Annotated in this window: 25 protein-coding genes and 1 tRNA gene; 20 read left to right on the forward strand and 6 right to left on the reverse strand. The window is 45.8% G+C overall.

All coding sequences use genetic code 11. The features are described from left to right. Positions 1-195: 195 nt before the first annotated feature. A complete protein-coding gene (locus EKO24_RS13820) occupies positions 196-990 on the reverse strand; it encodes a cytochrome C assembly family protein (protein ID WP_127027985.1) in 795 nt (264 codons plus the stop codon). 248 nt (positions 991-1,238) lie between these two features. Here EKO24_RS13820 and ffh point away from each other — a divergent pair, with 248 nt between their 5' ends. The 9 genes from ffh (at position 1,239) to dbpA (ending at position 8,413) form a co-directional block, all read left to right on the forward strand. Then, on the forward strand, positions 1,239-2,600 hold the full coding sequence (ffh, locus tag EKO24_RS13825; protein WP_127027984.1) for a signal recognition particle protein: 1,362 nt from the start codon (positions 1,239-1,241) through the stop codon (positions 2,598-2,600). 138 nt (positions 2,601-2,738) lie between these two features. After that, positions 2,739-2,990 (forward strand): 30S ribosomal protein S16, encoded by a 252-nt coding sequence (rpsP, locus tag EKO24_RS13830; RefSeq protein ID WP_127027983.1) that lies wholly within the window; start codon positions 2,739-2,741, stop codon positions 2,988-2,990. 6 nt (positions 2,991-2,996) lie between these two features. Next, positions 2,997-3,503: a ribosome maturation factor RimM gene (gene rimM, locus EKO24_RS13835; RefSeq protein WP_127027982.1), complete on the forward strand. Its 507-nt coding sequence runs from the start codon at positions 2,997-2,999 to the stop codon at positions 3,501-3,503. An 8-nt stretch (positions 3,504-3,511) separates the two neighbouring features. Beyond that, entirely contained in the window at positions 3,512-4,249 is a 738-nt protein-coding gene (gene trmD, locus EKO24_RS13840) for a tRNA (guanosine(37)-N1)-methyltransferase TrmD (RefSeq protein WP_127027981.1), read from the forward strand. Between the two features lie 13 nt (positions 4,250-4,262). Further along, positions 4,263-4,604 (forward strand): 50S ribosomal protein L19, encoded by a 342-nt coding sequence (gene rplS / locus EKO24_RS13845; RefSeq protein ID WP_104423717.1) that lies wholly within the window; start codon positions 4,263-4,265, stop codon positions 4,602-4,604. 102 nt (positions 4,605-4,706) lie between these two features. Further along, complete coding sequence (locus EKO24_RS13850) at positions 4,707-5,192, forward strand: methylated-DNA--[protein]-cysteine S-methyltransferase (protein ID WP_127027980.1); 486 nt, start codon at positions 4,707-4,709, stop codon at positions 5,190-5,192. Continuing rightward, positions 5,189-6,073 (forward strand): site-specific tyrosine recombinase XerD, encoded by an 885-nt coding sequence (gene xerD / locus EKO24_RS13855; protein ID WP_127027979.1) that lies wholly within the window; start codon positions 5,189-5,191, stop codon positions 6,071-6,073. The genes EKO24_RS13850 and xerD overlap by 4 nt, the downstream gene beginning before the upstream one ends. A 5-nt stretch (positions 6,074-6,078) precedes the next feature. Beyond that, positions 6,079-6,855, forward strand: a complete 777-nt coding sequence (gene lpxA / locus EKO24_RS13860) for an acyl-ACP--UDP-N-acetylglucosamine O-acyltransferase (protein ID WP_127027978.1) — start codon at positions 6,079-6,081, stop codon at positions 6,853-6,855. Between the two features lie 169 nt (positions 6,856-7,024). Beyond that, positions 7,025-8,413 (forward strand): ATP-dependent RNA helicase DbpA, encoded by a 1,389-nt coding sequence (gene dbpA, locus EKO24_RS13865; RefSeq protein ID WP_127027977.1) that lies wholly within the window; start codon positions 7,025-7,027, stop codon positions 8,411-8,413. Positions 8,414-8,451: 38 nt separating this feature from the next. Here the strand turns inward: dbpA and EKO24_RS13870 are convergent, their stop codons facing one another. From EKO24_RS13870 to flgA, 5 genes are all read right to left on the reverse strand, one after another. Beyond that, entirely contained in the window at positions 8,452-9,714 is a 1,263-nt protein-coding gene (locus EKO24_RS13870) for a DEAD/DEAH box helicase (RefSeq protein WP_127027976.1), read from the reverse strand. A gap of 188 nt (positions 9,715-9,902) precedes the next feature. Then, positions 9,903-9,979, reverse strand: a tRNA-Arg gene (locus EKO24_RS13875). Positions 9,980-10,198: 219 nt separating this feature from the next. Then, entirely contained in the window at positions 10,199-10,693 is a 495-nt protein-coding gene (locus EKO24_RS13880; protein ID WP_127027975.1) for a flagella synthesis protein FlgN, read from the reverse strand. 16 nt (positions 10,694-10,709) lie between these two features. Further along, positions 10,710-11,003 (reverse strand): flagellar biosynthesis anti-sigma factor FlgM, encoded by a 294-nt coding sequence (flgM, locus tag EKO24_RS13885; protein ID WP_127027974.1) that lies wholly within the window; start codon positions 11,001-11,003, stop codon positions 10,710-10,712. 136 nt (positions 11,004-11,139) lie between these two features. Continuing rightward, positions 11,140-11,835 (reverse strand): flagellar basal body P-ring formation chaperone FlgA, encoded by a 696-nt coding sequence (flgA, locus tag EKO24_RS13890; protein WP_127027973.1) that lies wholly within the window; start codon positions 11,833-11,835, stop codon positions 11,140-11,142. A gap of 285 nt (positions 11,836-12,120) precedes the next feature. On the opposite strand from flgA, the gene flgB reads away from it, so the two are divergent. The 11 genes from flgB (at position 12,121) to flgL (ending at position 22,958) form a co-directional block, all read left to right on the forward strand. Continuing rightward, positions 12,121-12,516, forward strand: coding sequence for a flagellar basal body rod protein FlgB (gene flgB, locus EKO24_RS13895; protein ID WP_127027972.1), 396 nt, complete (start codon positions 12,121-12,123; stop codon positions 12,514-12,516). A gap of 2 nt (positions 12,517-12,518) precedes the next feature. After that, positions 12,519-12,932, forward strand: coding sequence for a flagellar basal body rod protein FlgC (gene flgC / locus EKO24_RS13900; protein WP_127027971.1), 414 nt, complete (start codon positions 12,519-12,521; stop codon positions 12,930-12,932). 13 nt (positions 12,933-12,945) lie between these two features. Beyond that, positions 12,946-13,632: a flagellar hook assembly protein FlgD gene (locus EKO24_RS13905; RefSeq protein WP_127027970.1), complete on the forward strand. Its 687-nt coding sequence runs from the start codon at positions 12,946-12,948 to the stop codon at positions 13,630-13,632. 15 nt (positions 13,633-13,647) lie between these two features. Beyond that, positions 13,648-15,015: a flagellar hook protein FlgE gene (gene flgE, locus EKO24_RS13910; RefSeq protein WP_127027969.1), complete on the forward strand. Its 1,368-nt coding sequence runs from the start codon at positions 13,648-13,650 to the stop codon at positions 15,013-15,015. Positions 15,016-15,102: 87 nt separating this feature from the next. Beyond that, positions 15,103-15,852, forward strand: a complete 750-nt coding sequence (locus tag EKO24_RS13915; protein WP_127027968.1) for a flagellar basal body rod protein FlgF — start codon at positions 15,103-15,105, stop codon at positions 15,850-15,852. A 136-nt stretch (positions 15,853-15,988) separates the two neighbouring features. After that, the gene (flgG, locus tag EKO24_RS13920) at positions 15,989-16,771 is read left to right on the forward strand and encodes a flagellar basal-body rod protein FlgG (RefSeq protein WP_127027967.1); all 783 of its coding nucleotides are present in this window, start codon (positions 15,989-15,991) and stop codon (positions 16,769-16,771) included. Between the two features lie 129 nt (positions 16,772-16,900). Beyond that, entirely contained in the window at positions 16,901-17,542 is a 642-nt protein-coding gene (locus EKO24_RS13925; protein ID WP_421743935.1) for a flagellar basal body L-ring protein FlgH, read from the forward strand. Positions 17,543-17,558: 16 nt separating this feature from the next. Further along, positions 17,559-18,662: a flagellar basal body P-ring protein FlgI gene (locus EKO24_RS13930; protein ID WP_127027966.1), complete on the forward strand. Its 1,104-nt coding sequence runs from the start codon at positions 17,559-17,561 to the stop codon at positions 18,660-18,662. Between the two features lie 45 nt (positions 18,663-18,707). Continuing rightward, positions 18,708-19,757 carry a flagellar assembly peptidoglycan hydrolase FlgJ gene (gene flgJ / locus EKO24_RS13935; protein WP_127027965.1) on the forward strand — a complete coding sequence of 350 codons (1,050 nt, stop codon included), beginning with the start codon at positions 18,708-18,710 and terminating at the stop codon, positions 19,755-19,757. Between the two features lie 43 nt (positions 19,758-19,800). After that, on the forward strand, positions 19,801-21,651 hold the full coding sequence (gene flgK, locus EKO24_RS13940) for a flagellar hook-associated protein FlgK (RefSeq protein WP_127027964.1): 1,851 nt from the start codon (positions 19,801-19,803) through the stop codon (positions 21,649-21,651). An 11-nt stretch (positions 21,652-21,662) separates the two neighbouring features. Beyond that, a complete protein-coding gene (flgL, locus tag EKO24_RS13945; protein WP_241674545.1) occupies positions 21,663-22,958 on the forward strand; it encodes a flagellar hook-associated protein FlgL in 1,296 nt (431 codons plus the stop codon). Positions 22,959-23,156: the final 198 nt, after the last annotated feature.

Below are 23,156 nucleotides of genomic sequence, written 5' to 3' on the forward strand. Positions count from 1 at the left end.
AAATGTGGATGTCGCTATAATCAAAAAAGGTCAGGACGTTGAGAGAGCTCAGGGAGAGGCTGCCTTAAAGTTAATAGATTCGGCTTCTGGTACAGCAAGTTCTGGTCGAGTTGATTTATATGCATAGATCTTCGCTTTGCAGGTAGTAAACCTATAATTAATTGATAAAGAAGAGCGGATTGGGGCTCTTCTTTATCAGGTTCTCCTCAAGATCAGTTCAAGCACCAGCTTGCTGCCAAAGTAAGCCAGCAGCAGCAAGATGAATCCAGCCAGTGTCCAACGGACCGCTGTTTTTCCTCGCCATCCGTAACGCATCCTGCCTATCAATAAACTGGAAAAAATAATCCAGGCGATAATCGATAAAATAGTTTTATGCGCCAAATGCTGGGCAAATAAATCTTCAATAAAAATAAAGCCGCTAACCAAAGAAATGGTCAGGAAAAAAAGTCCTGTGCCGAGCATTTGAAACAGCAAAGATTCCATAGCTTGCAAGGATGGCAGCGACTGGATGAAGCGTTTAGGTGGATGGCTTTTAAGTTGCTGGTCCTGAATCGCAAGCAAAATGGCTTGCAAGGCGGCGATGTTCAGCAGGCTGAATGCAATAATCGAAGTTAATATATGGATGCTCATCTGCCAATTATGAGTGTGCAGTAGATGTGGTTTTTCAGGCAGATTCAGCTCTAGACCGAGCATGATGGCGGCAATCGGAAATATGATGAGTCCCAGTTTTTCGACTGGTTTGTTCAATATTGCAATAAGCAGCAGTAGGGCGACAATGAGTGAAATCAGGGATGCAGTATTGATAAAGCTGAAGTTGAAACTGTTGCTTTGCTGGAAAACGATAGCTGTGTACGAAATATGCCCGGATACCGCCGCCCATGCCAGATAAAGCGGTGCGCGATGTCTCTTGTTCCGATGAGCGTCTCGGGCAATAAGCAGGGAGCTTGCCAGATATGTACAAATTGAAAAGATAGCGAGTGCGGTATTCATTAAGGCTGTTTATATTGGGTTGTGATATCAATGATAGCCACCTCTGTAAGGCGGGACTCACTGTCTATATGGATGCGGGTAAATGGCGTCGGCTTACGTATAATGCGATAGACGCTTCCCTGTGTACCACAAATTCCCTCGTAGTTTAATGCAAAGGCTTTAAGGGCTATGTTAATATATCTCGCTAAATAGTCCTAACGCATTTGTGTTAGTGAGTGGTTTCCTTCAGATTTAATAAAGATACTGATATGTTTGATAATTTAACCGATCGATTAAGTAGCACGCTTAAAAAAATTAAAGGCCAGGGGCGCTTGACTGAAGATAACATCAAGGACACCCTGCGCGAAGTGCGCATGGCGTTGCTTGAGGCTGATGTTGCTTTGCCGGTGGTTACTGATTTTATTGAGCGCGTCAAAACTGGTGCATTAGGTCAGGAAGTTCAAACCAGCCTTTCCCCCGGCCAGTCGCTGATCAAACTGGTTCAAGCTGAGCTGGTTGCTGTCATGGGCGAGGCAAACGAAAAGCTGAGCCTTAATGCGGTTCCTCCGGCCATTATCTTAATGGCAGGTTTGCAAGGGGCTGGTAAAACCACTACGGTAGCTAAACTTGGTCGCTGGCTAAAAGAAAATCAGAAGAAAAAAGTCGGCGTAGTTAGTGCTGACGTTTATCGCCCTGCGGCTATCAAGCAGTTGCAGACGTTGGCGAACGATCTCTCTTTAGAGTTTTTTGAAAGCGATATTTCGCAAAAGCCTGTTGATATTGCTAAAAATGCGATTGATGCTGCCAAGAAAAAATTTCTTGATGTAGTCATTGTCGATACGGCCGGCCGTCTTCATGTCGATGATGAAATGATGGGCGAGATTAAAGAACTGCACGCGGCAATTAATCCTGTTGAGACTTTATTTGTCGTCGATAGCATGACCGGCCAAGATGCCGCTGTTACTGCAAAAGCCTTTAATGATGCATTGCCGTTAACCGGAGTTATCCTGACTAAGGCGGATGGCGATGCGCGCGGCGGTGCGGCGTTGTCTATACGCCATATTACCGGTAAGCCAATTAAGTTTATCGGTATGGGCGAAAAGACCGATGCGTTGGAGCCATTCTACCCGGATCGTCTTGCGTCCCGTATTTTGGGTATGGGCGACGTATTAGGCTTGATTGAGGAAATTGAGCAGAAAGTTGACAAGGCAAAAGCCGAAAAGCTTGTTAAAAAGCTTCAGAAAGGTAAATCTTTTGATTTAGAAGATTTTCGTGAGCAATTGTTGCAAATGCAGAATATGGGCGGAGTCGGTTCTATGCTGGATAAACTGCCGGGCATGAGCAGTATTCCTCAAGAAATGAAAGATAAGGTTAATGATAAGGAACTATCGCGTCAGATTGCCGTGATTAATTCTATGACTATGAAAGAAAGACGCTATCCTGACTTAATTAAAGGTACTCGGAAGAAGCGTATTGCTGATGGTTGTGGTCAGCAGTTGTCCGACGTTAATCGCATATTGAAGCAATTCATGATGATGCAGAAAATGATGAAGCGTTTCAAAACCGGCAATATGGCGAACATGATGCGAGGCATAAAAAATAATGTGCGCGGCATGAGTATGAGAAGATAGTTTTTGTTACGTTAATGACTACCTATTTGATGTTTAAAGTGAATAAGTATAATGCGATGTGCGTTGTTCTTTACTTATAGAGAAAATCGAGTAGAATAGGCCGATTCAATTTTGACTAAATGTTTTTGAGGAACTTAGATGGTAACCATTCGTCTTTCTAGAGGTGGCGCGAAAAATCGTCCTTTCTATCATGTTGTTGTAACCGATAGCAGAAGCGGTCGTGATGGCCGTTATATTGAACGTCTTGGTTTTTTTAATCCATTGGCTCGTGGCAATGAAGAAAGGTTGCGCTTAGACACTGACCGTGCTGATTATTGGAAAGCTAACGGCGCACAAGCTTCTGATCGCGTTGCAAAATTGATTAAAGACGCACGCAAAGCTGCAGCATAAACTGAATTGTCAGAGCAACGGCATATAAACGTTGGAAAGATTTCCGGCGTTTTTGGTATAAAAGGATGGGTTAAGGTATTTTCCTTCACTGATCCAAGGGAAAATATTTTAACTTATTCCCCCTGGCTGCTAAAAAAAGACGATCAGACAAAAGCGATTAATGTTGTTGATGGACAGTTACAAGGTAAGACGATAGTTGCCCAACTGTCTGATATTAATGACAGGGATCAGGCTGCAAGTTTAATTGGTTGGGATATTTTCATAACCCCAGGGCAATTGCCAAAAGCGGCTAAAGGTGAATATTATTGGTCACAACTAATCGGCTTAAATGTTGAGACTGTTGATGGTATTCAGCTAGGTGTTGTTGATGGTCTGTTGGAAACAGGTGCCAATGATGTGCTTATTGTTCAGGGAGAGCGGGAACGGGCAATACCGTTTTTACAGGAACAGACGATAATTGATGTTGATTTGGATACAGGCAAAATTATTGTCGATTGGGATCCTGAGTTCTGATTATCAGCATGCGTTTTGATGTTGTAACATTGTTTCCGGAAATGGTGACGGCGGCTGCGAGTTACGGGGTAACGGGCAGGGCAATTGAACGCAATATAGTCAATTTATCAGTATGGAATCCTCGAGATTATACCCACGACAGACATAAAACTGTTGATGACCGGCCATACGGTGGCGGTCCCGGTATGGTCATGAAGTATCAGCCTCTGCATGATGCAGTTAATAGTGCGAAGCTGGCAGACTCTGGGGCTACGAAAGTGGTCTATTTGAGCCCGCAAGGCAAGCCGATTACTCAGGCTTTGTTGTCTGAAGCGTGTGAAGTATCGCAATTGATTTTGATTGCAGGACGTTACGAAGGTATTGATGAGCGTTTTGTTGAGCTGGATTGCGATGATGAGTGGTCTATCGGCGACTATGTTATCAGCGGCGGCGAACTTGCTGCATTGGTAGTGATTGATGCAGTGACGCGCTTATTACCGGGTGTGCTTGGTGATGAGGGTTCTGCACAGCAAGACTCCCATAGCGATGGTTTACTGGATTGTCCGCACTTTACCAGGCCTGAACAGATTGAAGGCCGTTCGGTGCCGGGTGTTTTATTAGGCGGCAATCATGCGGATATAGAGCGCTGGAGGATGAAGCAGGCTTTGGGTCGGACTTGGCAGAGACGGCCGGATTTATTGAAAAAAAAGAATTTGAGCGTAGAGCAGGAAAATTTGCTTAAAGAATTTATTGTGGAGTTGGTTTAAATTAAGGTGTGGTATGAGCAATATTATTGATGAATTGGAAGCGGAACAACTGAAACAGATTCCTGACTTTGGTCCAGGTGACACGGTTGTTGTACAGGTTAAAGTAAAAGAAGGCGATCGTGAAAGAATTCAGGCTTTTGAAGGCATCGTGATTGCGAAACGTAATCGCGGATTAAATTCAGCTTTCACAGTAAGAAAAATTTCCCACGGTACTGGTGTTGAGCGTGTTTTTCAAACTCATAGTCCGCTGATTAGCGAAATCAACGTTAAACGCCGCGGCGATGTTCGTCGTGCTAAGTTGTATTACTTGCGTGACTTGACCGGTAAAGCCGCTCGTATTAAAGAAAAACTTTAATCAAGTTTTCAAACGAGATAAAAAAAGGCAGCTTTGAGCTGCCTTTTTTTATGCAGTATTATTTTGCACTTTAAATAATACAAGTTCTATAGGAGCTGTCTAATGCCGTTTGTGATTCAATGGGTAGAAAGCTGTTCGGGAGCCGAAGATATTGTGAAACTTCAGACCCCGGCAGGGCAGCTTGTTATTTATAGCCAACAGGATGTGATTACCAGAACGGATTGGGAATTGGACGTTTGTTTTAATCAGTCTTGTGAACATGAATTAGACCCATATTGGCAGAATCCCGATAAGCGCATTAATATAAAATTGTTGAAGCAAGGCAGCGCTTACAGAAACCAAGTATGGGCCGCGCTTTGCCAGATACCGTTCGGAGAAACGATAAGCTATTCCGCATTGGCCAAAAAAATAGGGTCGTCGGCGCGAGCTGTCGGCAATGCGTGCAGGGATAATCCCTATGCTTTGTTTATTCCTTGTCACCGGGTCGTTTCTGTGTCCGGTATGGGCGGCTATTGCGGGCAAACCGACGGCGGCTTAATGACGATAAAATATAAACTGCTGGAATTTGAAGCAAGTCATAAAAGATGAATGCAACAGCATTGATAGATCAATTCCTTGATGCGGTCTGGGTGGAACAGGGTTTGAGTGATAATACGCTTTCAGCTTATGGCAGTGACTTAAGAATTTTTGCCAAATGGCTGAATGGAAAGCCAATGCTGGAAGTCGATGGCGCGGCGCTATCAGATTTTCTTTCCAGTCGCTATGACGAACAAATAAGCAGCAGGTCCACTGCGCGTATACTGTCCAGCTTGCGGCGTTTTTACGGTTATTACATCAGGGAAAACAGCATACAAATCGACCCGACGGCATTGATAGAATCGCCCCACATCGGCAAGCCCTTGCCGGGGTCGTTATCTGAGCAGGACGTAGAGCTGTTGCTTAACGCGCCTGAAGTCACCAATGCTTTAGGTTTTAGGGATAGAACCATGCTTGAAATGCTTTATGCGACAGGTCTTAGGGTATCGGAACTGGTTAATTTAAAATTCGAACAGATTAGCTTTCGGCAAGGCGTAGTCAGGATTATCGGCAAAGGCAACAAAGAGCGCCTGGTTCCGGTTGGCGAAGAAGCTATGAGCTGGCTGGAAAGTTATATGAATCAAGCAAGAAAGGCTATTCTTCATGAGCGGCAGTGCGATTATCTGTTTGTCACGAGCCGGGCGGAGAATATGACGCGGCAGGCTTTTTGGCATATTATCAAACGCCATGCGAAAAAAGCAGGTATCAACAAAGAGTTATCGCCGCATACCTTAAGACATGCATTCGCAACACATTTATTAAACCACGGCGCCGACTTGCGCGTTGTACAGTTATTGCTCGGGCATTCGGATTTATCGACCACGCAAATCTATACCCATATCGCCCGCGAAAGACTCAAAGAATTACATTCAAAATATCACCCAAGAGGATAGCTAAGATGGCTCAAAATATTCACCCGACCGCTTATATAGCACCCAATGTATCACTGGGTGAGAATATTACGGTTGGCCCTTTTGCCGTTATTGAGACAGGTGCTCAACTGGGCGCTAATTGCCAAGTAGGCGCTCATGCAGTGGTGCATAGTCATGTAAAAATGGGCGACGGCAATATATTGCATCCGCATGCTGTATTAGGCGGCTTGCCGCAAGATACCGGTTTTAAAGCGGAGACGGTTTCCTGGCTTGTTTGCGGTGACAATAACGTTTTTAGGGAAGGTTTTACCGCGCATCGCGCATCTAAAGAAAATGCCGAAACGCGCATCGGCTCAGGCTGCTTTTTTATGAACAATAGTCATGTCGCGCATGATTGCACGGTCGGCAATAACACCATATTCGCCAATAATGTCGCTATCGGCGGACATGTCCAAGTCGGCAATAACGTGTTCATTGGTGGGGCCGTGGTGGCGCACCAGTTTTGCAGGATCGGTTCCTATGCGATAGTACAGGGTACAACCGGTCTGAATATGGATGTCATTCCTTTTATGCTGATCGGCGGTCGTCCCGCCCGGCATTACAAGCTGAACACCGTGGGCTTAAGGCGCGCCGGTATTACCGGAGACCGTTATAAAGTGCTGTCGGCGGCATTTCGGCTGTTAAAGAATAAGCAAAGCCTGGATGGTTTGGAAGAAACCGAAGAGTTAAAGCAATTGAAAGATTGGTTAGCTGTTAAGTCCAAGAGAGGCCTGCATGGGTTTATTAGTGTGTCGGAAAAGTAGAGCGAAACGCGCTTTTTCATTCATATAACAGAACCTCAAATTTAAAAACATCGCCATCAAAGACGCAGAGTTTTATCTTTGGTGGCGCGTTAATCAAAGCCAGTATCTGGCATCATTATCATTCGAGTGACGGCGCTTCGTCTTCATTCATATCACTAAAAGAGTCCTTGTGAACACTGCCGAATTTTCATCCCTAGCTTTAAAGCCCGCCTTGCTCGAAAACATTGAATCCCTAGGTTATACCCACCTAACTCCAATTCAGGCAGAGAGTCTGCCGCATATTCTTGAGGGCAGGGATGTGATTGCACAAGCCAAAACCGGTAGCGGCAAGACCGCCGCTTTTGGTATCGGCCTATTGTCCAAGCTGGATTTGAACAGTTTCAGGGTTCAGGCTATGGTTGTCTGTCCAACCCGGGAGCTTGCCGACCAGGTTTGCAAGGAGATTCGCCGATTAGCCCGGTTTACGCAAAACATCAAGGTGTTGACCTTGTGCGGCGGCGTACCCTTTGGGCCGCAGTTAGCTTCATTAGAGCATGGCGTTCATATTGTTGTCGGCACGCCGGGGCGGTTGCAGGAGCATCTGCGCAAGCGCAGCTTACGCTTGAGTAATTTAAAAGTGTTAGTGCTGGACGAGGCTGACCGGATGTTGGATATGGGTTTTGAAGAAATCATTTCCGACGTGATTTCATACGCGCCGACGCATCGGCAAACATTGTTATTTTCAGCAACTTATGCCGATCCCATCCGGGAAATGAGCCGGAAATTCCAGTTTAAGCCGGTTTCCGTCAGTATTGAGACCAGTCATCACGACAACGATATTGAACAGCGTTTTTACCAAGTGGAAAAATCGAAAAAGATAAATGCGCTGGCTTATCTTTTATCGTATTACCGGCCTGAATCAACCGTGGTTTTTTGCAATACCAAAAGAGATTGCCAGGATGTGGCAAGCTTGCTTGAGGACATCGGTTTTTCGGTTCAAGCGTTGCATGGCGATTTGGAACAAAAGAATCGGGATCAAGTGTTGGTGCGTTTTGCCAACAAAAGTTGCTCCATCTTGGTTGCGACCGATGTGGCCGCGCGGGGACTGGACATTAAAGATATGCAGGCGGTGATTAATTATGAATTACCGTGGGACGCTGAAATTTATGTGCATCGTATCGGGAGAACAGGCCGCGCCGGTAAAAAAGGTTTGGCGCTAAGCTTATGTACGGACAAGGAAATAAACCGAGTTAAAACCATTGAAGAATATCAAGCTATTTCCGCCAAATGGGATGAAGTGGCGCCGTTTCAAATGAGTTATGAGCAACGCTTCGAGCCGCCGATGGTGACTTTATGGATAGATGGCGGCCGCAAAAATAAAGTGCGTCCCGGCGATATATTAGGCGCCTTAACCTGCGATGCCGGGATCACAGGCACTGAAGTGGGGAAAATCGATATTTTTGACGCCCATGCTTACGTGGCTATCAAACGTGACAGTGTCGATAAAGCTTTAGCCTGCTTGAGAAACGGTAAGATAAAAGGGCGAAACTTTAATGTCCGTAAATCACAGTGGGGATGAATTGTCGGGTTAGCTCGATGTTAACCCGACCTGGAAATTTAAGCGTTTGCTGTTTTAAGTTTGTTGCGGGCTGCTTGATTAGCGCCGGGTTTGCGAGCTTGATTCGGCTTTCTGCTAGGACGCGGACCGCGTGGCGGCTCGGCCGGTACCGGTGGAGCTACTGCGGAGGCTTCAAAGCCGGCAATTTGTTCGCGTTTAATCTCTTTCTTGATCAGTTTTTCAACCAGACGCAAGGCATTGTATTCATCATGCGATACCAGTGAAATGGCTTGACCTTCCTCGCCGGCCCGTCCGGTGCGGCCTATCCTGTGTACGTAATCTTCTGCCGCTCTGGGCAGCTCAAAATTGACTACATGCGGAAGCAGGTTAATATCAATGCCGCGCGCCGCTACGTCGGTCGCTACCAATACCCTGATTTCACCGGCTTTAAATCCTGTCAATGCGCTGGTTCTAGCCCCCTGGCTCTTGTTGCCGTGTATTGCCGCCGCCTTAATGTCAACCTTGTTGAGTTTTTCGGTAAGTCGATTAGCGCCGTGCTTGGTGGTAGTGAACACTAAAACCTGCTGCCAATTATTTTGTTTGATCAAGTGACAAAGCACTTCGGTTTTTTGGGCTTTATTGACCAGATAAGCGACCTGTTCGACCAGTTCTGAAGCAGTATTGCGCGGAGCAACTTCGATTTTCACCGGATTAACCAGAAGTCCGGTGGTGAGTTTGCGTATATCTTCGGAGAAAGTAGCCGAAAACAGCAGGTTTTGGCGTTTTTTCGGCAGCAAGGCAATAATTTTCCGAATGTCCCGGATAAATCCCATATCCAGCATGCGGTCGGCTTCATCAAGTATCAGTGTTTCCACATTGTTGAGCTTTACTGCATTTTGATTGACCAAGTCCAGCAATCGTCCAGGCGTTGCGACCAGTATATCGACGCCTCCTCTTAATCTCATCATTTGCGGATTGATTTTCACCCCGCCAAAAACGACTTCGGATTTTAAGCGAGGATGCAGATGGGCTCCATACTTGCTGACCGACTCGCCTATTTGCGCTGCAAGTTCCCTGGTTGGCGTTAGAATTAATACTCTTACCGGGCGGTTGGTGCTATAAGATTTTTGCGATAAGCGATGCAGGATAGGTAAGGTGAAGCCTGCCGTTTTGCCTGTTCCGGTTTGCGCGGCTGCCAACACGTCATGGCCTTTCAATACGGCAGGAATAGCTTGCGACTGAATAGGGGAGGGCGTGGTATAGCCTGCATCAGCAATGGCGCGTAGCAGTGGATCAGATAAACCGAGGGTGGAAAATGGCATATTGATTAGTGTCTCGATAAAAATTTGCCGTCAACAAACGTCTTCAGCGTATAGAAAGGGTTAAATAAAAGCGCGCCAAGGAACAGTCGTCAAGTTGTGCAATATGGCGTTTTATAGAAGATGTGGCTTAGACGAAGTTTCTGCTCGCCCGGTAGATGGATAAGATAGTACTAAGTTGTTGATATAAATGGTGCCCCGAGGCGGATTCGAACCACCGGCCTGTCCCTTAGGAGGGGACCGCTCTATCCTGCTGAGCTATCGGGGCAAAAACAGGGCCGATTCTATCATAGATGGGGATTTAATTCATTGGTTCTATTTGGAACGTTGCCGGGTACTAAGCCACCTATGCAGGTTAATGCGCTTAATTGAGTATCGGGGTGACTGGATTCCTTGTCATCATAGATTAAAAGCACGAGTTTTATTAATAATGAATAGCTAAGCTGTAGCGGGGCTCGAAAAGATATTGTCGAGCATGAAGAGTCAGCTATACCGAGATCAAGGTACGAGAATAGTGTTCACTTTGGGTTGAACCATCGGAACCGTATGTGTTTGCAAACTGAGGTTTGCCTTTTAATATATCCAATGAGCGCTTAGTGTGGCGATATAAAAGGTCCACACTGGCGCCATTTTGTTCGTTCAAGTCTCTGCATTTTGCGCAAACGTCCATTAACTGGGACCAGTTGCCGCTTGATTCGGTGATTGCCAAGCCAGCTGTTTTAGCTCTGTTAAAATATTCCCTGATACTTTCTTGGCTATTAGGGAGGCTCTCGGTGGCTAAAACTTGAGAAATTTGTGAGTTGAACTGCTCCAATTGCATAACCAGCTGTTTTTTATTTGCAGCGATATTATTAACCTGCTCTGCTTGTGGCGCGTTTTTTAGAACTTCGGCTTCTTTGTTAAGTTCCTGATGAAGTTGCTGCGCCAATTTTAATGCGTTGCTGATCAATTGTTCTGTAATCGGATATGTTTTTACTATCATAGGGATATGCTATTTTTTAGGGCATTAGCCGTTCAAACTGCATGAATTTCTTTGCTACTTGTTCAGCATTTATTGAATAACTGCCATCGGCAAGCGATTTTTTAATAGCGTTAACCCGGTCAACATCTACAGGAGATGAAGAGGATGAGCTTAGGGTCTTCTTTATTTCCTGTGTTGTTGCTGTGAGCGCAACGCTATCACTTTCTTCAGTGTTTGCAACAGCAACCTTTTTTTCAGCATCAACCCCGCTCTTTAAGGGGGGGGAGATGGTCGTCAGGCCGCTTGTCCTGCCGGTTATTTCGATAGCCATGTCAAATTCCTCGATAACTTTTCATTTGAGATATTTATCGGCAATGCGATGTAAAACTTTAAATGTTTATTTATGCCTATAGGGCATAAGTTTCGTTTGAGCAGGCAAGCTACTCAGCTTTATCCGGTGTGAGATTTTAATAATTTACAGAAACGAGTCCGGGTTCTACAACCGTTGCACTAATAACGCGTCCCGAATTCTGATTTTTAACATTGATAACTTGCCCTTTAACGCCATCCATCATTGCCACACCACTCATCCTGATAGAAAAATCCGGTCTCGTTGCGCTGATAACAACTTTATCCCCTCTTTTGATCAGTTTAGGTTCGGCAAAATTTCTCAAACTAAGAATGGTTCCGGTGTTGAGTTGACGTAGGGCCTGTTTGTTTTCAATTTTCTCTATTTGAGTAACAAAATCTTCCCGAAGATTGGTTACTTCTCTTTTTTCAATGGCAATATGTTGCCGGGTAAGAATCTCGCCGCGTTGTATCGGTTGGGATAAGACTACGACCATCTGGTAAGTTTTGACGATTATCGAAGTAAAAATGGACCACTTCTTTTCCGTATTACAACGCACGCCTATGGTCGATCTGCCCGCTTTAATGTCGGTTGTTGTAAATACTTCCAGCGGTTCGGCGCATTGAGGCAAATTCAAACGGCTGTCTAATGGCATAAAGCTCATCTCATATTCCCCCGGCAATTTTATATTTTGTTCAACATAACTTTTAACGGCTTCAGCAATCGAGTCATGTGACTGGCTGTCCTGTTCCGCATGCGCCGCATTAAAAAAGATAAAGGTTAATATAAAAATGAGCGGAGTATTTTTTATCATCGTTCGCGTCTGCTTTATGACTATATGAATTATCAGGCGGGATTGATAGTGGCTTGTTTTTTAGATGCCAGTCAATTTATTGACATGCGGCTTTGTTTGTCCGCTGACTTAGATATATTGCGGCGATATTTTGCCGGATTATTTAAAAACATTTTAATCGTAATCAACTGTGGATTATAGGTAAATAACTCGAAAAAAATTTATCTCATTGATTTTTAATGATTACGATTTTATGGCATACGCTGTGCTTTTGTCTTTGTACAAGTAATTAACGAGGTAACTATCATGGCTATCAATTTTGAAGAGGCACTCGGCATTCGCCCTAAGGCCCTGGTTTTTCGGGAAAAAAGAGGCGATATATTAGCTGCCAATTTAGCAAATGCGGATACGCCCAACTTTAAAGCGCGCGATGTGGATTTTAAGTCGGTTTTAAAGCAAAGCGTAGCTTCAGGTGTAACTATGGAGCGTACTCAAGCCGGACATATTGCGCCGCCACAACAACAAATATTCGGGGCTAATGTTATGTATCGCAATCCCAGTCAGGTGTCGTTAGATGGCAATACTGTCGAAGCGCATATCGAACAAGCTAAATATGCTGAAAACGCGGTGCAGTATCAAGCCAGTTTACAGTTCATTAAGGACGGCTTTTCAGGTCTGATGACCGCAGTAAGGGGGCAATAGTCATGGCTTCAAGTATATTTGATATTGCCGGCAGCGGCATGAATGCTCAATCGTTAAGGCTCAATCTGGTTGCAAGCAATATATCGAATGCGAACAGTGTTGGCAGCAGCGAAACAGCGGTTTACAGGTCCAGGCAGCCGGTGTTTGCCGCTGAATTGAATAAAGCGATGGATAAGCAGAATGCGACAAGCAAGGTCAATGTCTTGGGCGTCGTCGAAAGCCAGGCTCTTCCTGTTATGGAATACGCTCCTAATCATCCTATGGCTAATAAAGACGGTTTCATTTTTAAGTCAAACGTTAATACGGTTGAAGAAATGGCCAACATGATGTCAGCGTCGCGTTCTTACCAAAATAATGTAGAAGTATTGAATACGGCAAAGCAGATGATGCTTCAGACCTTAAAAATGGGACAGTAAGGGGAGATAAATAATGGCAATCCAAAGCACAGCAACAAACGACTACAGTAGCTTAACCGTTACGCCTAAAAAAGATTCGGCAACAACCCCTAAGAAAAGCACATTGGGACAAGCGGACTTTTTAAAATTGATGACCACGCAGATGACCCATCAAGATCCTACAAAGCCGATGGAGAACACTGAATTTATCACGCAAATGGCGCAATTTGGGACGGTATCCGGAATTCAGGATTTGCAAAAGTCGTTTAGCGATTTTGCGACGTCAATCACCTCAGGACAAGCATTACAAGCATCGAGTCTAGTGGGGCGAACTGTATCCGCGCCGGGAACAAAGGGGCTGTTGACGCAAGGCGGCAGTATATCCGGGGATATTAATTTATCCGGCGACGCAACCAGCGTTCATGTCAAGGTGACCAATGCAACGACAGGAGAAATTATACGTGAGGCGGACCTGGGAGCTCAGAGTACAGGTAAAGTGCCTTTTACCTGGGATGGGCTGGATTCAAATGGTACTGCAGCTAAGCCAGGCGTCTATAAAATTCAGGCAACAGGATATATTGACGGAAAAAATACAACGCTGGACACGGATATTAAATCGCAAGTCGACAGCGTCAGCATGGGTAGCGGAGGTAATGGCGTAAAGGTCAATTTGACGGGATTAGATAGTGTCGATTTCAATCAGATTAAACAAATTCTTTAGGATTGGGGGTGTAACATGGGTTTTGCAACAGCATTAAGCGGCTTAAAAGCCGCATCAACAAACTTACAGGTAACCGGCAATAATATTGCCAATGCGCAAACTGTCGGATTTAAAGAATCGCGTGCTGAATTTGCGGACGTGTATGCGAGCAGTTTATCCGGCGTCAGCAAAACTCAGCCAGGTACCGGGGTCAGAGTTACCGAAGTGGCGCAGCAATTTAACCAAGGTAACATTGAAGCGACTCAAAACAGCCTTGATCTTGCGGTCAGCGGCAATGGTTTTTTTGTATTGTCGGACAACGTGAATCTTCCCGATCCCAATAATCCAACCGCTCCGGTCGATCCTTCAGTACCGACAGCTTATACCCGTAACGGTGCATTTCAGTTAAATAGTGCAGGCAATGTCGTTAATAGTGAAGGCAAGTATTTATTGGCTTTTGCACCTAACGGCACTACGGCCGCGGAAGGTTTTAGTACCGGTGTTTTCAGGCCGTTGACGATCGATACGTCTCAAGGCTTGCCTAGTGCCACGGAAAATATTGCGATGAAATTAAATCTGAACGGGGCTGCGAATAATCCGACCAATACAACGTTTGACCCTAAGGACCCGTTGTCTTATAACAATATGACATCGGTTACGACTTACGATACTCAGGGTAACGCTCATATTGCGTCCACTTATTATGTAAAAGATCCGGCAGCAGCTAACGCATGGAATGCGTATTTATTTATCGATGGTTATGGTATTACAACAGGCGGGCCTTCCACACCGCCGCTACCGGCGCCGGACTCGTCAGTGGTAGGGCTTAATATGGCTGGAGACCCTGTGCCGTTGACTTTCACCGCGACAGGCTTGCTTGATACGGTTGGCGGCGTTACTGCAACCAAAGTGGAATTTGGCAATATCGATTTGACGCAGATCAATCCTAATATAAGTGTAAAACCGATGGCGTTTAACCTGGAATATGCCGGTACAACCCAAACGGCGACGCCTTTTAGCGTCAATGCGCTAACACAAGATGGTTTGCCCGCCGGGAATCTGACAGGCATTGATGTTGACGGCACTGGCGTGGTATTCGCACGATATAGTAATGGCGGTTCCAAGGCTTTAGGGCAAGTGGCGTTGGCGCGGTTTCAAAGCAGCCAGGCATTAGCCAAATTAGGCGATACGACCTGGGCTAAAACCTCAAGTTCCGGCCAGCCTATTTACGGTGCGGGCGGCGATAATAACTTTGGAACGATTCAGTCGTCAGCCCTGGAAGGTTCCAACGTAGATTTATCTGCGCAGCTGGTTAAGTTGATCGTTGCACAGCAGTCTTATCAGGCTAACTCTCAAGCGATTACCACTGAGAAAACCCTAATAGAAACTATCCTGCGTGCGTAATGGATAGGATGGAACCTGATGTTATTGGAACAATACTTGCTGTTATTTTGTTTTAAGTTTCTGGTTTTAAGGTAAAGGGGAGCAGTCATGGATCGGAGTTTATACATTGCTATGAGTGGCGCCAAACAGACGTTACAGGCGCAAAACTCAAACGCCAATAATTTGGCGAATATGCAGACAACCGGTTTCAAATCCGATTTGGACTGGTTTCGTAGCCGCCCTGTAACGGGAGCGGGCTATCCCACTCGGGTTTATGCAATGATAGAAAAACCTGCCGCCGATTTCATGCCTGGTGCCATGCAGACCACCGGTCGCGATTTGGATGTAGCGATCAATGGCGAGGGATGGATTGCCGTTCAGGGAGGGGATTATGACAGTAAGGAAGCTTATACCCGTGCCGGCGATCTTCGCATTACTCCGGAAGGTTTACTGAAAAACGGCGCGGGCTTGCAGGTGCTTGGACAAAATGGCCCCATTACAATTCCGCCTGCTGAAAAGGTGACCATCGGCAGTGACGGTACGATAAGCATTATTCCAATGGGTTCCGGTAACGCGACGACTACGGTACAGGTGGATAGGATTAAGCTGGTTAAGCCTGACATCAAGGACATAGAAAAGCAGGGGGATGGTTTGATCCATACTAAAAATGGCCAGCCTTTGCCGGCCGATGCCGATGTCAGCTTGAATTCAGGTGTTTTGGAAGGCAGCAATGTTAAGGGCTTTGAAGCAATGACAGAAATGATTGAGTTGGCAAAAAATTTCGAGTTGCAAACCAAGGTTATGAAGAGCGTAGATGAAAACTCTGCAGCGAGCGCCAAGTTGATGCAAATAGGATAAATTCAATAGAGTTCATTTAAAAAGCCGGGCAAAGCCCGGCTTTTTTTTGCGCCGAGAAAAAAGGAGCGTTGAGAAAATGGCACGCATCATGCTTTGCATTTAAGTGAGGCAATAAATTGGCACGAAGGAGATTATCATGACAGAACGCTCATTATGGGTAGCTAAAACCGGTCTGGACGCCCAACAGACAAGAATGGCGGTTATTTCCAATAACTTGGCCAACGTGAATACAATCGGATTCAAGAAAGACCGGGCAATGTTTGACGATCTTATGTATCAGAATATTCGCCAAGTCGGTGGCGATACCACGCAAAATATTCAAAATCCAACGGGTACTCAGTTGGGTACCGGTGTTAAAACGGTTTCCACCGAAAAAGTCCATAGCCAGGGCAATGTTCAACAAACGGATAATTCGCTGGATGTGGCAATTAATGGCCGGGGATTTCTGCAAGTTCTAATGCCCAACGGCGAGACCCACTATACCCGTGACGGTTCTTTAAAACTGGACTCAACCGGACAGATAGTCACTTCAGGCGGAATGCCGCTGAACCCGGCAATTACTGTGCCGGCAACGGCTGAAAGCATCACTATTGGTACTGACGGTACGGTGTCAGCTGTAGTCGCCGGTGTAAACCAACAATTGGGACAAATCCAGACGGCCAATTTTATCAATCCTACCGGGTTGCAGGCGACTGGCGATAACCTTTACCGGGAAACCGCGTCTAGCGGCGCGCCAATTGTCGGAACGCCCGGGCAAGGTGAATACGGGACTTTGAATCAAGGCTCTTTGGAAACTTCCAACGTCAATGTCGTTGAGGAGTTAGTCAATATGATCGAAGCGCAACGGGCTTATGAGATGAATTCCAAAGCGATTTCAACAGCCGATCAGATGCTGTCTTTTGTAACACAGCAATTATAAGTCAGGAGAGATGGCATGAAGACTCAAAAATTTGGTTTAACGGCAATTGCTTGCCGCGGCTCCTTCAGCAACTGTTCTATGCGTGGCTTGAAGGGCCGTTCGCTACCAGCCTTTTGCATTGCTGCAATCATGCTGTCCATGTTAGAGGCTTGTACACCAATACCACAAAGAGATCCTACATTTGCTCCGGTTGCTCCGGCCGATTTAAGGCCTCCGGTACAAAACAGCGGATCAATCTACCAGTCCGGGTACGATATGCGTTTGTTTGAAGATCATACGGCAAAACGGATTGGAGATATTTTGACTATTACGCTCCAGGAAGCGACTCAAGCGAAAAAGGCGGACGATCTCAATACGAAAAAAGATACCACGATGTCAGCTTCGGCGCCGTCGATGTTCGGTATTGCCGCATCTGCTTTCACCGGACAAAGTCCTACCACCACGTTGGAATCGTCAAAAGAATTTAAAGGCTCGGGCGCTGCCGATCAAAGCAATAGTTTAAGCGGCAACATTTCCGTTACGGTTGTCGATGTGTTGCCGAACGGCAATTTAAGCGTAAGGGGCGAAAAAAGAGTCACCTTAAATCAAGGCGATGAATTTATCAGGTTATCCGGTATCGTCAGACCGGTCGACATCAATGCATCCAATATTATTTCCTCCGACAAAGTAGCCGATGTAACCATTATGTATGTCGGTGAAGGCGCTATGGCGGATGCCAGCAAAATGGGCTGGCTATCAAGAATTCTTCAAAGCGCATGGTTCCCATTCTAAAACCAGGATTTTTGACATGAACACAATTTATAAACCCTCTGTCTTATTACTTCTTCTTGCTATTGCCTACAGCGGAGTGGTTTATGCTGAGCGTATCAAGGACATTGCCTCTATAGATGGCGTACGCAGCAATCAACTGGTAGGTTACGGTTTGGTCGTCGGACTGGATAAATCCGGAGATAAAACCGCATTTACCGGACAAGAATTACGCAGCATGTTGGCGCGTCTTGGTCTGACCTTACCTCCCGGTATCGATCCTAAAGCAAAAAATATTGCCGCTGTTTCCATTCAGGCGGAACTGCCGGCATTCGCCAAGCCCGGTCAAACTATTGACGTTACTGTCTCTTCTCTGGGAGACGCAAAAAGTTTAAGGGGCGGCACGTTGTTAATGAGCCCGCTGAAAGGTGCCGACGGACAGGTTTACGCGATTGCACAGGGCAGCCTGGTAGTCAGCGGTTTAAGCGCATCGGGACAGGACGGTTCAAGCGTTACCGTTAATAATCCTAACGTGGGCCGTATACCCAACGGAGCAACCGTTGAGCGTGTTGTGAGTACCTCTTTTGCTGAAGGCGATGCGCTGATTTTTAATCTGCATACTTCGGATTTTACGACGGCGAACCGTATGGCAGACTCTATTAATAAGGTATTGGGCGCTAATACGGCAAAAGCGATCGATGCGACTTCGGTTAGAGTTAGTGCGCCGGTAGATCCCGATCAAAAAGTGACATTTGCTTCAGTAGTCGAAAACATGATGGTCATTCCGGATGATGCGCCGGCTCGGGTTATTGTTAATTCCCGCACCGGCACGGTCGTCATTAACGGTAAAGTTAGGGTACAGCCTGCGGCGGTGTCACACGGTAGCTTGACCGTTACTATTACCGAAGACCCGAAGGTTAGCCAACCAAACGCATTTTCCAATGGGCAGACGGTAGTTACGCCAAAATCCAACGTAAAGATTGATGAAGAAAAAAACCATATGTTCGTATTCAATCCAGGCGTCTCTTTGGATGAAATTGTAAAGTCAGTCAATGATGTAGGTGCTGCGCCCAGTGACTTGGTCGCTATTCTTGAAGCATTGAAATCAGCCGGTGCCTTACATGCCGAGTTAATGGTTATCTAAAGATGCCGGCATTAAAGCGCATTATTTAGGCGGGAGATTGCAGCTATGTTAAATGCACAAAATACCGATGTTTATACCGACTTTTCCGGTTTGGCTAAATTAAAAAACCAAGCTAGAAACGACTCGCCGGAAGCATTGAAAGAAGTTGCCAAGCAATTCGAATCGATCTTTCTAAATAACGTGCTTAAAAGTATGCGTGAAGCCAAGCTGGCTGATGGCGCTATGGATAGCGACCAAAGTAAATTCTATAGCGAAATGTACGATCAGCAGCTAGCCCTGCATTTGTCGAGCTCTCCCGGCGTTGGTTTGGCCGACTTGATCGTCAAACAATTGAGCCCCGATAAACCCAAAAATGATAAACAGGATATTGAAGATTATCTGAATAGATCGGGAGGTATCTCATCAAGCAGGGCTGAGCAGGAAGTGGCTAACCGTCAGGTCAGCGGAAAAACCGCTAGCTCCGCTATCAGCCTTGAAGACGGTCAAGTTAAAGTGACTCCTTATTTGCAAGATAGAACTCCACTTAATGAAATGACAGAAATTCCGTTCGATGGAGGGCATCTTGGGCGTGGACTAAAGAATGAACATGTACAGTCGATACAGTCAGCAGAAGAGTTTGTCAGACGTTTGCATCCTTACGCCGAACAGGCCGCCAAAGAACTGGGCGTAGAACCCAAGGTTATTTTGGCGCAAGCCGCGCTGGAAAGCGGGTGGGGACGCTCGGTGATAAAGAACGCCAACGGCAGTAACAGTTTTAACTTGTTTAACATTAAAGCCGATAAAAGCTGGCAAGGCAAACAGGCGCAGGTGACTACACTGGAGTTCGACCAAGGTATCGCTAAAAAAGTTAATGCCGGTTTTAGATCTTACGATTCATTTGCGGAAAGTTTCAGGGACTACGTAGACTTTATAAAAAATAATCCGCGTTATAGCGATGCACTTAAGAAAGTGGGTAATGCGGAACAATATATGCATGAATTACAGCGGGCCGGTTATGCAACCGATCCGAAATATGCCGATAAGGTCATGAATATTTACCAAGGCAATACGATGGCTGAATTTGAGCCTGATGTAATCGTGGCGATGAATCAATGATCAGATTGAGTTTGGCATCTAATTTTCAGAGCAGGGCGCTATCATGAATGGATTATTATCAACATCATTGTCAGGCTTGCTGGCCGCCCAGCGTGCGCTAGAGACTACGCAGCATAATATTGCCAATGTTAATACAGATGGTTATAGCCGCGAGCGGGTGGAGCTGTCCACAAACTCCTCGGTATTTACCGGTCATGGATATGTCGGGCAAGGCGTAAATATTACTAATATTGCCCGTAGTTATGACCAGTTTATTAATAAGCAATTAACTTCCAGTATCTCCGCCTCTTCAGATGCGGACCGTTATTATCAATTGGCTACCAGCGTTGACAATATCATGGCCGATGCCAGTACCGGCATAGCTCCTGTCATGGATCGTTTTTTTAACGCGTTAAGCAGTGTGTCATCCGATCCTTCGTCGGTCCCTGCCAGACAGGTGTTATTGTCCGAGGCGGGCACTTTAACGCAAAGCTTTAATACGATGAATAACAGATTTGAGGAGATACGTACGCAGAATAACAATGACATAGCCTCCAAGATTAACGAAGTTAATTCTTTAGCCGCTTCCATAGCCGACCTTAACCAGCAAATCTCGGCAAATTTAGGCAAATCGCAAGGCTTGAAGCAACCTAACGATTTGTTGGATAAACAGGATGCTTTGCTGTCAAAGTTAGCGGAAATAGTCAACATCACAGTAATTCCTCAGGATAATGGTTCTTCCAGTGTTTTTATCGGCAGCGGGCAGGCTTTGGTTCTTGGCAATGGAGCGGCTACATTTACGACATCTCAGTCTCAAATGGATCCAAATAAGATAGAAATTGGCATTAAGGCCGCTAACGGCACTATAAACATAACGAACCAGATCAATGGCGGCTCCTTGGGCGGTGCATTAAGATTTCGCGATGAAGTGCTTGATCCTGCCCAGCAAAAACTGGGTCAGGTTGCGGCAGGTTTAGCAATGGAGGTTAATGCCGTACATAAAAATGGTTTCGATCTGAACGGCGTGGCAGGAGTAGACTTATTTAACTTTGCCGGTACTGATGTTCCGGTTGCTCAGAACCCGCTTAATGGCGGCGATGCAGTCGTTACCGCTAGTTTTCAGGATGTAAACCTCAATCCATCGGCAGCGGGAAACCTGGACTTTAGCGATTTTAAACTGACTTATGTTAACGCAGGCGGCGGGGTTGACTACACTCTAACCAGGCTTCGGGATAATCAGGTGATTAACCTTACGGCTACTGACACTGTACCGGCCACAGGTGTTTTCACCTTATCGTTTGCAGCGACTCAACCGGCAAATATCGATATGACCGCCTTACCGGGCATTGATATGAAGGTCGATAGAAGCGGAACTAAAACCATATCGGTCGGCGATGAATTTGTCATCAGACCAACTTACAGCGCCGCCCAGAACATTAGTGTCAATATTACCGATCCGAGAAAAATAGCGGCAGCCACCAATATCGAAGTCGACCCGGTAACCAAGCAGCCGATTCAAAAACTTGACGCGGCAAATAATCCGGTTGTGGATGCATTGGGCAACCCCGTTTATGTTACTGTCAATGGGCCTATGCCCGGCGATAATAGAAATGCACTGTTGCTGGCAGGTCTCAAGGATAAAATGGGCATGTTAGGCGGACGCGCTTCATTTAGTGATGCCTATGGCCAAATTGTTTCAGGTGTCGGAACCTTGACGCGGGCAGGCCAATTGAGTTCTTCGGCTCAAGAAACCTTATTGAATCAAGCAAAGGGGGCCAGAGAGAGTTTGGCTGGTGTGAATCTGGATGAGGAAGCCGCCAACTTGATCAAGTTTCAACAAGCGTATCAGGCAGCTGCGCAATCGGTTGCTATAGCCAGATCTACATTCGATACTTTGATTGGCGCAATTAAATAGGAGTGATGGCAATGACCGTGACGATGAGAATTTCAACAGTATGGGCTCAACAGCGCACTGTTAGTGGAATGTCCGCTCAGCAAAGCAAGTTATACAGTTTGCAGCAGCAATTAAGTTCCGGGCTTAAAGTGTCAGTACCTGAGGACAATCCATCGGCAGCGGCACAAATATTGGACTTTAACAAAATAATTGCGAAAACAAGCCAATATCAAGCTAACATTGCTACGACCCGCGGGCGATTGAATATTGAGGAATCTGCGCTGGCGACTACAGGCGATGTATTGGATCGGGCCAAGGAACTGACCATTTCAGCTATGAACGATACTTTAAATAGCAGTGACAGGCTGGGAATTAAAAACGAAATAGATCAATTGATTGAGCAGCTGGCTGGTGTTGCGAATACCCAAAATGCCAATGGCGAATTTATCTTTTCAGGTAATCTTTCCGGCGTGCCTACTTTTGTGAAAAACGCGGTATCCGGCAATTATGATTATCAGGGGGCTTCAGAGCAAAGGACTTTGCAAATTGGCCCAACCAGACAAGTGGCTGATGGCGATTTAGGCGTTAACGTATTCTCAAACATAAAATCGAGTAGTCCGGCTGCCGACGAGAACGGCAACCGAAGCGTATTTAATACTTTAAAAGCGCTATCCGATGCATTGGGGGCTAATTTAAATGCTACCCCTGCTCAAATTACCGGTAGTCGGTTTGCGCGCTATGGCTTGGATTACACCTCGTCTCCAACTCAATTTGATTTGGTCGGCACGGGAGGCGTTACAGCATCAATAGATTTGACCGGGCAAAAATTCGCCAATATCGACAGCGTTGTCACGGAAATTAATGCGCAAATCGGGGCAGGAGGGCTTGGCGGCGATATTCAAGCGCGGAACAACGGCAATAACATCGAATTTGTTTCAGTTGCGACAGGTGCAACCTCCAGCATACAAATCAATAATACGACCGGAACATTTTTAACGGATGCAGGATTTACAGATGGTCAAAGCATGGCAGGGGCGAATGCGCAGACTTTCCAAAGCCAGCTTGGCAATGTTCTAACCGATTTGGATACTGCAAGAAACAGTATTTTAGATATAAGAGCCAGTATCGGCACAAGGTTGAATAATTTAACCGATCAGGAAAGCCAAAACGACAAGTTTATATTAGATACCAAGACAACGCTCTCCCAGACTCAAGACCTTGACTATGCGGATGCGCTTAGTAAGTTTCAATTACAGTCCACCGCTTTACAGGCGGCTATGCAGGCTTATGGGACGGTAAAGCAATTATCGTTATTTAACTATCTTTAATATTGGGCTTGTTCAAGCACCCGATGAGGATTGATATTCCGTGGCGGGGATTGATAATTTCAACCCCCTTTTTTGCCTGGAAGAGTGACCGGTAGAATGCAAATCCGCTAAGTGCGTGTTTTAAAAGTTTGATACCTTCCCCGAGGACAGCCTGGTCAGCATCAAATTAATCATGGCGATATGAACGAATGCTTTGCT

It is taken from the genome of Candidatus Methylobacter oryzae, assembly GCF_003994235.2.
Classification (GTDB): Bacteria; Pseudomonadota; Gammaproteobacteria; order Methylococcales; family Methylomonadaceae; genus Methylobacter_A; species Methylobacter_A oryzae.

Bases quoted from the DNA above. Each gene is read 5' to 3' on its own strand.
- EKO24_RS13820 (WP_127027985.1), bottom strand. From the start codon at position 990: ATGAATACCGCACTCGCTATCTTTTCAATTTGTACATATCTGGCAAGC.
- ffh (WP_127027984.1), top strand. From the start codon at position 1,239: ATGTTTGATAATTTAACCGATCGATTAAGTAGCACGCTTAAAAAAATT.
- rpsP (WP_127027983.1), top strand. From the start codon at position 2,739: ATGGTAACCATTCGTCTTTCTAGAGGTGGCGCGAAAAATCGTCCTTTC.
- trmD (WP_127027981.1), top strand. From the start codon at position 3,512: ATGCGTTTTGATGTTGTAACATTGTTTCCGGAAATGGTGACGGCGGCT.
- rplS (WP_104423717.1), top strand. From the start codon at position 4,263: ATGAGCAATATTATTGATGAATTGGAAGCGGAACAACTGAAACAGATT.
- EKO24_RS13850 (WP_127027980.1), top strand. From the start codon at position 4,707: ATGCCGTTTGTGATTCAATGGGTAGAAAGCTGTTCGGGAGCCGAAGAT.
- xerD (WP_127027979.1), top strand. From the start codon at position 5,189: ATGAATGCAACAGCATTGATAGATCAATTCCTTGATGCGGTCTGGGTG.
- lpxA (WP_127027978.1), top strand. From the start codon at position 6,079: ATGGCTCAAAATATTCACCCGACCGCTTATATAGCACCCAATGTATCA.
- EKO24_RS13870 (WP_127027976.1), bottom strand. From the start codon at position 9,714: ATGCCATTTTCCACCCTCGGTTTATCTGATCCACTGCTACGCGCCATT.
- EKO24_RS13880 (WP_127027975.1), bottom strand. From the start codon at position 10,693: ATGATAGTAAAAACATATCCGATTACAGAACAATTGATCAGCAACGCA.
- flgM (WP_127027974.1), bottom strand. From the start codon at position 11,003: ATGGCTATCGAAATAACCGGCAGGACAAGCGGCCTGACGACCATCTCC.
- flgA (WP_127027973.1), bottom strand. From the start codon at position 11,835: ATGATAAAAAATACTCCGCTCATTTTTATATTAACCTTTATCTTTTTT.
- flgB (WP_127027972.1), top strand. From the start codon at position 12,121: ATGGCTATCAATTTTGAAGAGGCACTCGGCATTCGCCCTAAGGCCCTG.
- flgC (WP_127027971.1), top strand. From the start codon at position 12,519: ATGGCTTCAAGTATATTTGATATTGCCGGCAGCGGCATGAATGCTCAA.
- EKO24_RS13905 (WP_127027970.1), top strand. From the start codon at position 12,946: ATGGCAATCCAAAGCACAGCAACAAACGACTACAGTAGCTTAACCGTT.
- flgE (WP_127027969.1), top strand. From the start codon at position 13,648: ATGGGTTTTGCAACAGCATTAAGCGGCTTAAAAGCCGCATCAACAAAC.
- EKO24_RS13915 (WP_127027968.1), top strand. From the start codon at position 15,103: ATGGATCGGAGTTTATACATTGCTATGAGTGGCGCCAAACAGACGTTA.
- flgG (WP_127027967.1), top strand. From the start codon at position 15,989: ATGACAGAACGCTCATTATGGGTAGCTAAAACCGGTCTGGACGCCCAA.
- EKO24_RS13925 (WP_421743935.1), top strand. From the start codon at position 16,901: ATGCTGTCCATGTTAGAGGCTTGTACACCAATACCACAAAGAGATCCT.
- EKO24_RS13930 (WP_127027966.1), top strand. From the start codon at position 17,559: ATGAACACAATTTATAAACCCTCTGTCTTATTACTTCTTCTTGCTATT.
- flgJ (WP_127027965.1), top strand. From the start codon at position 18,708: ATGTTAAATGCACAAAATACCGATGTTTATACCGACTTTTCCGGTTTG.
- flgK (WP_127027964.1), top strand. From the start codon at position 19,801: ATGAATGGATTATTATCAACATCATTGTCAGGCTTGCTGGCCGCCCAG.
- flgL (WP_241674545.1), top strand. From the start codon at position 21,663: ATGACCGTGACGATGAGAATTTCAACAGTATGGGCTCAACAGCGCACT.